The organism is Paenibacillus sp. S-38 (assembly GCF_049942825.1).
In the GTDB taxonomy this organism is placed as follows: domain Bacteria; phylum Bacillota; class Bacilli; order Paenibacillales; family NBRC-103111; genus Paenibacillus_G.
The window spans coordinates 1974574-1984372 of sequence record NZ_CP187970.1; the positions used below are offsets into that span (position 1 = coordinate 1974574).

At 58.6% G+C, this 9799-nt stretch carries 8 protein-coding genes; 5 read left to right on the forward strand and 3 right to left on the reverse strand.

Going from position 1 to position 9799, the window contains the following annotated elements; genetic code table 11:
- Positions 1–227: 227 nt before the first annotated feature.
- From ACP26L_RS09385 to ACP26L_RS09395, 3 genes are read left to right on the forward strand one after another with little or no spacing between them, the layout of a single operon-like run.
- On the forward strand, positions 228–1517 hold the full coding sequence (locus ACP26L_RS09385) for a hypothetical protein (RefSeq protein ID WP_426452250.1): 1290 nt from the start codon (positions 228–230) through the stop codon (positions 1515–1517).
- A complete protein-coding gene (locus ACP26L_RS09390) occupies positions 1502–2218 on the forward strand; it encodes a response regulator transcription factor (protein WP_426452251.1) in 717 nt (238 codons plus the stop codon). The genes ACP26L_RS09385 and ACP26L_RS09390 overlap by 16 nt, the downstream gene beginning before the upstream one ends.
- Positions 2215–3648, forward strand: coding sequence for a sensor histidine kinase (locus tag ACP26L_RS09395; protein WP_426452252.1), 1434 nt, complete (start codon positions 2215–2217; stop codon positions 3646–3648). The genes ACP26L_RS09390 and ACP26L_RS09395 overlap by 4 nt, the downstream gene beginning before the upstream one ends.
- Positions 3649–4584: 936 nt before the next feature.
- On the opposite strand, the gene ACP26L_RS09400 is transcribed toward ACP26L_RS09395, so the two are convergent.
- A complete protein-coding gene (locus ACP26L_RS09400) occupies positions 4585–5232 on the reverse strand; it encodes a bifunctional 4-hydroxy-2-oxoglutarate aldolase/2-dehydro-3-deoxy-phosphogluconate aldolase (RefSeq protein WP_426452253.1) in 648 nt (215 codons plus the stop codon).
- A 333-nt stretch (positions 5233–5565) separates the two neighbouring features.
- Here ACP26L_RS09400 and ACP26L_RS09405 point away from each other — a divergent pair, with 333 nt between their 5' ends.
- Positions 5566–6039, forward strand: coding sequence for a DUF948 domain-containing protein (locus tag ACP26L_RS09405; protein WP_426452254.1), 474 nt, complete (start codon positions 5566–5568; stop codon positions 6037–6039).
- Positions 6017–6412, forward strand: a complete 396-nt coding sequence (locus ACP26L_RS09410; protein ID WP_426452255.1) for a YtxH domain-containing protein — start codon at positions 6017–6019, stop codon at positions 6410–6412. The genes ACP26L_RS09405 and ACP26L_RS09410 overlap by 23 nt, the downstream gene beginning before the upstream one ends.
- Before the next feature lie 229 nt (positions 6413–6641).
- Here ACP26L_RS09410 and ACP26L_RS09415 read toward each other — a convergent pair whose 3' ends face one another.
- Both ACP26L_RS09415 and ACP26L_RS09420 read right to left on the reverse strand, forming a co-directional pair.
- On the reverse strand, positions 6642–7871 hold the full coding sequence (locus tag ACP26L_RS09415; protein ID WP_426452256.1) for a phosphodiester glycosidase family protein: 1230 nt from the start codon (positions 7869–7871) through the stop codon (positions 6642–6644).
- 94 nt (positions 7872–7965) lie between these two features.
- Positions 7966–9789: a putative bifunctional diguanylate cyclase/phosphodiesterase gene (locus ACP26L_RS09420; RefSeq protein ID WP_426452257.1), complete on the reverse strand. Its 1824-nt coding sequence runs from the start codon at positions 9787–9789 to the stop codon at positions 7966–7968.
- Between the last annotated feature and the right edge of the window lie 10 nt (positions 9790–9799).

Below are 9799 nucleotides of genomic sequence, written 5' to 3' on the forward strand. Positions count from 1 at the left end.
TCGTCAAAATGTTACGGAATTGTTACCCGGCGGACCCGAATTTCTTTTACAATATAGGACAGGCTGTTAGTGGCTATTACCCTCGTTGTATGCGGAATACGCAAGGTACGGCCGCGAAAAGCCGCTGATTTGTTGGAAATATTAGAATTGCTATCTGGCTATCAACAGGCATGGTTCTTAAAGGGCGCTGAAGCCGGTTATCTTGTGAGAAAGAAGGTTGTGCGGACATGGGCCAATACCTGACCCAAGGGCTGCTGGTTCTGGTGCTTCTCGGCTGCACGGGCTGCAGTCTGATCGGACAGCCGGGCGCGTACATGCGCCTGCCGAAGCTGCCGGCGGAGCAGGAGACGCTGAAGTCGGTGATCGAGGCGTCTCTGCCTCCGGGAGCAGCGCTGATCCGGCCGAGCCGTGCCGTGCAGGCCGGTGCCATCTCGGTGGTCGACCTGGACGGGGACGGCAGCGAGGAAGCGGTCTTTTTTTATAAAATCAAAGAAAGCGAGCAGCTCCACGGGGAGATCTGGAGCGAAAGCGGAGGGGCTTGGAAGCGCTCCGATTCGTTCGAGGGCGCGGGCTATGAGCTCGACGAGCTGCGGTTCGAGCGGATCACCCTGGACGATGCGTCCCAGGGGGTCAATGTGGTGGCGGCGTACGCCACCTCGGAGGAAGCCCCGAAGGGGCTTGCCGTGTATGCGCTGGAGCGCGGCCGGGCGGTGAAGAAATTCGAGCTGCCGTACACGGATTACGTGATCGACGATCTGAACGAGAACGACCGCCAGGATCTGACCGTGATCCTGCATGACGGAGAGAAACGGACCTCTTCCGCGGCTCTATACGAGTACGAGAATGGTCTTAAGAAGCTGAGCACCCTGACGCTTGACGGTACCGTGGAAGGCTATTACAGCATGATCAGCGGCCGGGTGACGCCTGAGCTGCGGGGGGTCGTACTGGATGCAGGCGTAGGCGCTCATTCTTCCTACACGGAGATGCTGATCTACAGGGACGGCCGGCTCCGCCGGGCTTTTGATCCGAAGGTGACCTATAAGGCCTACACCGCAGAGAGCGAGGATGCGGACCGGGACGGGATTCTGGATGTCGTCGGCATGAACGCTCCGCCCGGATGGGAGACCAAGCCGATTGCGCTGATTCCCTGGATCTATACCTACAGCCGCTGGGATGGTAACGGCGGCTTCATTAAGGTGCTTCAGCGCTACTGGAACGGGCAGGACGGCTACTATTTCGACTTCCCGCCGGAGTGGCCGGCCGAGACGACGCTCGAGGTGGAGGAAGGGACAGCCGTGCGGTTCGTCGCGGCGCCGGGCAGCACGGAGCGTCTTGCCGAGATCCGGATGTTCCCGGCGGAGGCGTGGAATGAAGAGCAGACCGACTGGCTGCCGGTACACCGTACAGCCGATAAGGTGCTGGCGATCAACCGGGATGCGGAAGCGTACCGGAGCCTGCTGCATCTGCTGTCGGAGATGAAAAGCGAAGGGAGTGCGCAGGCATGGGCCGAATTCTGATTCTGGAAGACGAAGACTCCATCCGCAGCTTCGTGGTCGTGAATTTGAAGCGGCAGGGGCATGAGGTGACCGAAGCGGTGAACGGCGATGAGGCGCTGGCTCTCCTGCTCGGAGAGCCGGGTTTCGATATTGCGCTGCTCGATGTGATGGTGCCGGGCATCGACGGGTTCGAGGTGTGCCGTCGCGTCCGGGAGGTGAATGAGCGGATTGGCATTATTTTCCTGACGGCGAAGGTGCAGGAGCAGGACAAGGTGATAGGTCTGTCCCTCGGGGCGGATGACCATGTCAGCAAGCCCTTCAGTCCCGGGGAGCTCATGGCGCGGATCCAGTCGCTGCTTCGCCGCATCAACCGAACCGGGCAGCCGGAGTTGGAGGAGGGGGAGAGGGAACGTCCGGTTCTATGCGGCCCCTTCGAGCTGCGGCGGGGGGCCATGGAACTGCTGAAGCACGGGGAGCGGATCGATCTCACGCCGACGGAATTCGCGCTGGTCTCGCTGCTGCTGTCCCGCGCCTCCCGGGTCTGGACGCGCGACGCCCTGCTTGACGCCGTCTGGGGCGCCGAGTATGTCGGTGACCCGAAGATCGTCGATGTGAACATCCGGCGGCTGCGCCAGAAGATCGAGGATCAGCCGTCGAAGCCGGTGTTCATCGAGACGGTCTGGGGCAGCGGCTACCGTTTCAACCGGGAGGAGCGCTTATGAGGCTGCGCCGCCGCTCCTTGCGGCTGCAGATGGTCTCCCGCTTCGTGGTCGCCGTCCTGCTTGCCCTGGTGCTCGTCGAGAGCGTATTCTTTATCGCGGTCAGGCAGTTCTATTACAGCGGCATTGTCGGGGTGCTCTCGAACCATGCGAAGGTATCGACGTCCTTCTACACCCGGTTCGCGGGGGATCTGCATTATACGAATCTCAATCAGCATCTGAGCCGGCTTGTGACGAGCTTTGCCTATGAGACGGCGGAGCTTGAGATTGTCGACCGGGACGGGAGCGTGCTGGCCGGTACCAGCGGTTTTGTATCCTCCGGTCTCGTGCGTACGGCCGACGTGGCCGAGGCATGGAAGGGAGGCACCGGTGTGTGGAGCGGCCCCAACCCCTCTACCGGCGAGCATATTATGGCTGTCTCCATGCCGCTCATCTTCCAGGGCCAGACGCTGGCGGTCGCCCGTTACGTCACCTCGCTGGAGGAGGTCGACCGGGTGCTCCGCGCAATCTACATCATTGCCGCAAGTGTCGGTCTGCTGGTGCTCGTGCTGGTGCTGCTCTTCTCCCTGACCTTGGCCGATTCGATCGTGAGGCCGATCAAGGTGATGACAAGGGCGTCAGCCGAGATGGCCCGGGGCCGCTTCGACGTGCGCCTGGATGTGTCGACCCCGAACGAGATCGGCGAGCTGGCCGGCACGCTGAATTACATGGCCAGTGAAATTGTACGCAGCGAATCGCTCAAGAATGATTGGATCTCCTCTATCTCCCACGAGATCCGGACGCCACTTAGCTCGATCAAGGGGTGGAGCGAGACGATGCTGACCGGGGACCTGGAGGACCGTGAGGAGACGCGGCTCGGCTTGTCGATCATCTCGAAGGAGACCGAGCGGCTGGTTGGTTTGGTGGAGGAGCTTCTCGATTTCTCCCGACTCTACCAGAAGAGCATAGAGCTGGACATCTCTGCTGTTGCGCTGCAGTCCCTGGTGGAAGAGGCGGCCCTGCAGATGAGGTCTAAAACGGCGGCCAAGCATCAGGAACTCCGGCTGCTGCTGCCAAAGGAGCAGCTGGCTGTGCGCGGCGACTTCAACCGTCTCAAGCAGGTCCTGCTCAATTTGCTGGACAATGCGATCAAGTTCACGCCGGGGGAGGGCTGGGTGGAGCTTGAGGCGATGCGCTTCGATGAGGAGCATGCGCTTGTGCGGGTGAAGGACAGCGGCATCGGCATTGCTCCTGAGCATCTCGATAAGGTGGAGCAGAAATTTTACCAGGCGGATCCCCAGAAGGAGGGCACGGGGCTTGGCCTTGCGATCTGTCACGAGATTGTGGCGCTGCACGGCGGCACGATGGAGGTGACGTCCGTCGAGGGGGAGGGGACGGAGATCCGGGTTCTGCTTCCGCTGGCCCTGGGGGCGGAAGAGGACGTGTACCGCTAGGGGAGCTGAAGAGGGGGAAAAGGCCGGTTCACCCGCCAAGTCCGTGAAGGCGGCAGGGACGGGAAGAAGCGGCAGAGGTGGGACGGGCTGCTAAGTCCACGAAGGCAGCAGGGACGGCAGCAGCAGCGGTGGCGGGGAGAAGCGGCAGAGATGGGACGAGCAGCTAAGCCCGCGGGCCCGCGAATCCCGCGAGATTGCCGAGTCTGCGAAGGCGGCAGGGGCGGGAAGCCAGCGGTGGCTGGGAGAAGCGGCAGAGGTGATACAGGCCGGCAAGCCCGCGAACCGCAAGATCCGCCAAGCCCGCGAGGTTTCAGAGATGGCGGCACCCCCGTCACCCCCAGATCTGTGAAGGCTTCCAAAGGCCTGAAGCTCTGTAACACGAGAAATAGGCAGTAAAGCACAAAGCAGGCGGTCCCTAGACTGCCTGCTTTGTGTTAAATCTCATATTTTAGTGATATTGGCTTTCTTTTTGTGCTGCTCGAGAGAAACGTGGTGATTCTACATACAAATTTGTAATAGCGGAACTGAAATACCTTATTTCAGTATTTCCCGTTTTTTTCCAAATAATAGCGGAACTCAAGTATCTTATTAGCCTCTGTTACCTCAAAAAACAGCCTCGGGCCTCGAAATAGCGAACCTCAGTTCCTCTATTCTGAAAATCACCTTATCCATGGCGGACATAGCGCATCGGAGTTCCGCTATTTTGAACTTCACCCCAGCAGAGCCGTTGCGAGTTAGGCTTCAGACTGATGCGGAAGAGCACCTTGCTGCTTTTGCGCATGCTCTGGTGTCTGGGGCTCGCATGGCGCCCCACGAATGGAATGCACGAATCCCCCACTCCGCATGCATGGAGCCCCCAAAGTAAAGATTCCATCCGAAGAGCCTCCACACACCTATCCCTAAAAGATAGCTTCCACTGCCAGCCGCACGAGTCTTTTAACGAGTCTCCGCTGCACGAACGCCGGCTGCCAGCCGTGCCGCTTTGTCCCGGACCCAGTCGTAATTGCCGGCTTCGATTTCCTTCATGTTGATGAGCGAGCCGCCGATCCCGACCCCATAGCAGCCCAGTTTGATATACTCGCCAATATTTTCCTCAGTAACCCCGCCAACCGCCATCATCGGGATGTGGCTCAAGGGGCCCATCAGTTCCTTGATGTACCCGATACCGAGGCTGGCGCCCGGGAAGATCTTAATGGCTGACGCACCGGCCTTCCAGGCACGGACCACCTCCGTCGGCGTCATGGCGCCCGGAAAGATAGGGATCTCCCTGGCTACGGCATACCGGATCACGTTCTCATCCGTATTCGGTGTGACGAGATAGGCTGCGCCGGCTTCAATCGCTATCCTCGCGTCCTCCACGTCGAGTACGGTTCCTGCTCCTATGTACATGCGGTCTCCGAACTGCTCTTGAAGACGCGAGATCATCCCCAGTGCGCCTTCCGTATTCAGCGTGACTTCCATGACGGGGATCCCGCCGTCCAGCAGCGCCTGCGCCACGTCCAGAATATGTTGTTCCTTCACACCGCGCACGATGGCTACGATGCGGGCGCTTTCGAGCAGGGCCAATCCTTGTTCACGGTTCATCTCGTTTCCCCCGTTCTTTCCCACGTTCTAAGCCATTCGCTCCGCTCCGCAGAAGGAGTCGGAAGGCTTGGTATCATACGTCTTTCATTATATCGGAATATCCGTATTTGCCAATGCCAACCGGGATGGGGGAGAAGGTGCTCTGTCCTTTTTTTGCGGAATTTGTGTCAAAATGGGCCCACCCGCTTATACTGTAGTATCTCATGGGCATTCGCCCTGGGAGCTTGCCGGAGGCGGCAGAAGAAGGTGCCGGCGGGTACATACCCGCCAGGATCCGGGAACCGGCCATGAGGGAATGACGGCGGGTTACCGGCAGGAAAGGGGAGCAGCGCCATGTGGTGGCAGTGGGGGCTCGGGCTCTGCATGCTGGCTTTCGTTGTGCTTGCCGCTTGTGCGGTCCGTCTGATGCGCGATGCCGGGATGTCGATGCGGCGCACCGTTGAGGTCCTCGAGGATGTGCAGCAGCAGGTGAAGCGCAGCGGGGAAGAATCCGAACGGCTGCTTCGCGCCTCGACGGCCGTGGTGGAGGAGCTGCAGCAGCGGGTGCAGGCGGCGGATCTGTGGTTCGAAGCCGCAGCGGAAGCGGGAACGGCGGTCAAGCGGCTGTCCCGTTCGATGCAGACGGCGGCGGCGTCGGTGGAGCAGACGGTGCAGGAAGCGCAGCGTGCGCTGGGGAGCTCCCGTGACACGGTAGGCGACATGGTAGAGCTGACGACCGCCGGACTTCATCTGTGGCAGCGATGGCAGGCTTCCAGGCAGGCCAAATCGAAGGAGTGTAGAGAACATGACAGCACCGAAAAAAGGTAAGGATTTGCTTGTTGGCGCCGTAGTCGGAACGGTACTCGGAGCGGTGACAGCCCTCTTGTTCGCGCCGAAGTCGGGTCGTGAGCTGCGCTCTGACATCGCGGAAGGCGCGCAGCAGGTAGGGGATAAGACCCAGCAGCTGGCATCGGAAGTAACCGAGAAGTCGAAGCAGATCGTCTCTGTCGTCTCGGAGAAGACACAGTCGGCAGCAGGAACGATCTCCCGCAGCACCTCGGAGCTGGCGGGCAAAGCGAAGCAGGCTGCCGTTCAGGTAGGGCAGGCGTTCAAGAAGAACGGCCAAGGGGAAGGCGCTGAGGAAGTGGCGGCGGCACAAGCTTCCGTTGCAGCTACGACCGCCGAAGCAGAAGAGCACTAAGAGAACGCGGGGACGGTGTTCGTCAAGAACATGCGTCCCTTTATTATTGTTTTGGGTGAGGCAGCCCATATGAACAAACGCGCATTCTCTGTAGGCAGCAGGGTCACTCCATCCCTGAGAGATTTCGCTGCTGTGCTGACCGGATGCCAGCACACACATTCATGGTACAAAGCCGTATTGAGCCCGCCTGTGTGTTCATGCTCTACTGAACGCTTCAGCGATGAGTCCTTTACCACTTGGAGGCGTCGATTTTGCGCGGATCCATCCCTTCCCAGATGTTCCGGATTCCGGCCTGGTCGGGGTCCTCGAAGACCAGCCAGGCGGTAGGCAGATAACGTTCGCCGTACTCGCTGGACGGCTTGTTCAGCGGCTGCAGTGCAATATTTTCTTTCTTTTGAGGGTTTGGATCGGTCACTTTCGCGGCATCGTCTGCGGTATGGCTTGCCGTTCCTTCAACATACTTCGGATTCACTACGAGGACGGTGGACGAGCCTCCGTCCAGGTTAGCAGCCGTAACGGCACCATGGTCGAGGAAGATCTGCTGGATGTCGTACAGGCTGGCTCCGATGCTGTGTCCGGGCTGACGGCCGTCAATGATCGCAAAGAGGATGGTGCCATCGGCTTTTTGCGCCATGGCGGTTCGCGGGGCAATCCCCCAGCCGTCTGCCTGGCTTTTGATCTGTCCAACGCCGTTGACAATGAAACGAGGAGCAAAAGTAACGGCTTCCCGCACGTTCATGTCCATAAGTTCTTTAGCGGTATATTTGCCGGCAATCATCCGTCCATCCTTGTCTATCCCGACAATATGATTGGATGTGTTCATGCCGCCGTCGTTATAGAAGATCTGTCCTCCCGAGATGACCAGTCCGGTGGGCTGAAATCCATTGCCCTTCCACTCGGGATCGACGAACCCGCCTGCATTCACACCGGCTGCGGCATCCAGGCGCTGCACCATGGAGCTGACTTTTTCCCCTTTACCTTTGGTACCGGGAACCGCGATGCGCAGCTTCTTGGGATCGGAGACGATGAGCAGCTTGCCCTTAAAGTTCCTTCCCTGGATGTCTTCGACCGTGAAGGCTGGCTTGGCTTCGGTAACAGGGGCGGAGGCTTCATCCGCTTCCACGTGGACGAGGCCCTGGTCCTTCACTACCGAATAGTTATCGAATTGTGCCATATAACGGGTTACACGCTTATCGAGGTCTTCCGTGCCGATCAGATATTTGGCCCAGTGCCGATGCTGGGTAGTAATGAGGGTGTCGGCCATCAGCATTCTGGCTTGGGTTCCCGAAGCGGTTAAGAAAAACCAAAGGCTGCCTACGGAACCAAGCAGGAACAGCACGGTCAGTGAGTAGAGGAAAAGGGTGAGCGAAGCCGATGAGCGGCGTTTCTTGGACGTCTTGGTGGCTGGGGCCGAGCGGGCCGGGAGCTTGCGGGCCGATTCGGACAGGGGCAGAGACATGATTCCATTCCTTTCATCATAAGGTGAAACCTTCCATGCATTTGGACGAAAAAAAAGGAAAAAAAGTTGCAGCCAAGCTGACTTTTCTTCCTGATCAGTGCATATAGAGCTGCCGGTTTTCTTTGATCATCGTTTCAAAGGCATCGGCCGGAATGGGCTTGCTGAACAGATAGCCCTGAATTTTATCGCAGCCTTGGGCCACCAGGAAATCAAGCTGCTCCTGGGTTTCTACGCCTTCGGCCAAGGATTTGATCTTCAGCCGATGCGACATGGCAATGAGCGCCGTGACGATAGCCGCGTTGTCCTCATCCATCGTCACATCCCGGATGAAGGATTGGTCGATCTTCAGCGTCTGAACCCGAAATCGTTTGAGATAGCTGAGGGAGGAATACCCGGTGCCAAAATCGTCGATGGAGATGCCGACGCCGAGCGCCTTCAGCTTCTGCATCGTCTCGATAATGTGCGGTCCGTTGTTCATGGCGATGTTCTCCGTAATCTCGAGGCACAGACGGTCCGGCGCCAGCCCGGACTCCCTCAAGGCATCGGTAACGATCTGGATGAAGTTCAGCTGGTTGAACTGAATCGCCGAGATGTTCACCGAGACGACGAGCGGCGGATAGCCGAGCTGCTGCCAGCGCCGGTTCTGCCGGCAGGATTCGAGCAGCACCCAGTTGCCGATCGGCACGATCAGACCTGTCTCTTCGGCCAGTGGAATGAATTCGCCGGGGGACACGACGCCCCATTCGGGGTGCTGCCACCGGACCAGCGATTCCATTCCGTAGACACTGCCGTTGCGCAGGTCAACGATCGGCTGGTAATGCACCTGGAATTCGCCGCGCTCCAGCGCCTTGCGCAGATGAATCTCGAGGTTCAGCCGGTGCAGCGAGCGTTTGTTCATATCCGGATGGTAATATTGGAAGGCGTTGCCGCCTTTTTCCTTAGACCGATACATCGCGATATCCGCATTCTTGAGCAGGGTATCGACCTCTTTGCCGTCACTCGGGTACAGGCTGATCCCGATGCTGGCGGTGACGAAGAGCTCATGGCCTTCAATCACAAAAGGATCCTTGAGCAGGTCTGGGATACCCTGCGCGAACTGAGCGGCCTCATCGGCGTGGGCCATATTGGTAAGCAGTATGATAAACTCGTCCCCGCCAAAGCGGGCGACGACGTCTTTGTCGCTGACATAGTGGCGGAGCTTGCGGGCCAGTAGCCTCAGCAGCTGATCGCCTACGTGGTGGCCCAGCGTATCGTTGATCACTTTAAAGCGGTCCAGATCAAAAAACATCACGGCCATCATGCTGCCGTTGCGCTCGGCTTCCTGGAAATACCGATCGAGCTTCTCATCGAACATCAGCCGGTTCGGCAGGTCGGTGAGGGCGTCGTGGTAAGCCATATGCTGAATTTTCTCCTCGGCACGTTTGCGTTCATTCACAGCACGGATCGTGGCATAGGAGCGGAGAAGGTGGTAATCGTTCGTTTCGCTGATGATGCGGGAAAAAAGCTCTTCGGCAAGCTCCGGGTTATGTCCCGGTATTGAGCTGTCCGCGGACTTGATGAGCTGCACGGCATTCTCTACGTGTTCCTTGTGAATCCGTGCGGCTGAAGCGGTTTTGGGCGCGCTGGGTTTGGCTGAGCTTAAGTAGACGAGACCCTTGCGGAAATCATACTCTTCGACATGGTTCATGTTCACGATATTGGCGCTGTCGAGCATGCGAAACCCGTCTTCGAATAACCATTCTTCCAGGTTGTCGAACGAAAAGTCCAGGTAGAATGTTTCCTCTTGGGTATGGACAATAACCTCGCGTTCGCGGATACGGTCGATCTTCACCACATCCGAGGCATCGATAATCAGCACTTCCGAGCCTCTCTTGCCGTCACGCGTTACCGGGATTTTTTGCATTTCGTTCAGCTCCATAGGAGTAGGA

What these genes read in the sequence shown, in the direction of transcription:
- ACP26L_RS09385 (WP_426452250.1), top strand. Translation starts at nt 228, where the DNA reads ATGGGCCAATACCTGACCCAAGGGCTGCTGGTTCTGGTGCTTCTCGGC.
- ACP26L_RS09390 (WP_426452251.1), top strand. Translation starts at nt 1,502, where the DNA reads ATGGGCCGAATTCTGATTCTGGAAGACGAAGACTCCATCCGCAGCTTC.
- ACP26L_RS09395 (WP_426452252.1), top strand. Translation starts at nt 2,215, where the DNA reads ATGAGGCTGCGCCGCCGCTCCTTGCGGCTGCAGATGGTCTCCCGCTTC.
- ACP26L_RS09400 (WP_426452253.1), bottom strand. Translation starts at nt 5,232, where the DNA reads ATGAACCGTGAACAAGGATTGGCCCTGCTCGAAAGCGCCCGCATCGTA.
- ACP26L_RS09405 (WP_426452254.1), top strand. Translation starts at nt 5,566, where the DNA reads ATGTGGTGGCAGTGGGGGCTCGGGCTCTGCATGCTGGCTTTCGTTGTG.
- ACP26L_RS09410 (WP_426452255.1), top strand. Translation starts at nt 6,017, where the DNA reads ATGACAGCACCGAAAAAAGGTAAGGATTTGCTTGTTGGCGCCGTAGTC.
- ACP26L_RS09415 (WP_426452256.1), bottom strand. Translation starts at nt 7,871, where the DNA reads ATGTCTCTGCCCCTGTCCGAATCGGCCCGCAAGCTCCCGGCCCGCTCG.
- ACP26L_RS09420 (WP_426452257.1), bottom strand. Translation starts at nt 9,789, where the DNA reads ATGGAGCTGAACGAAATGCAAAAAATCCCGGTAACGCGTGACGGCAAG.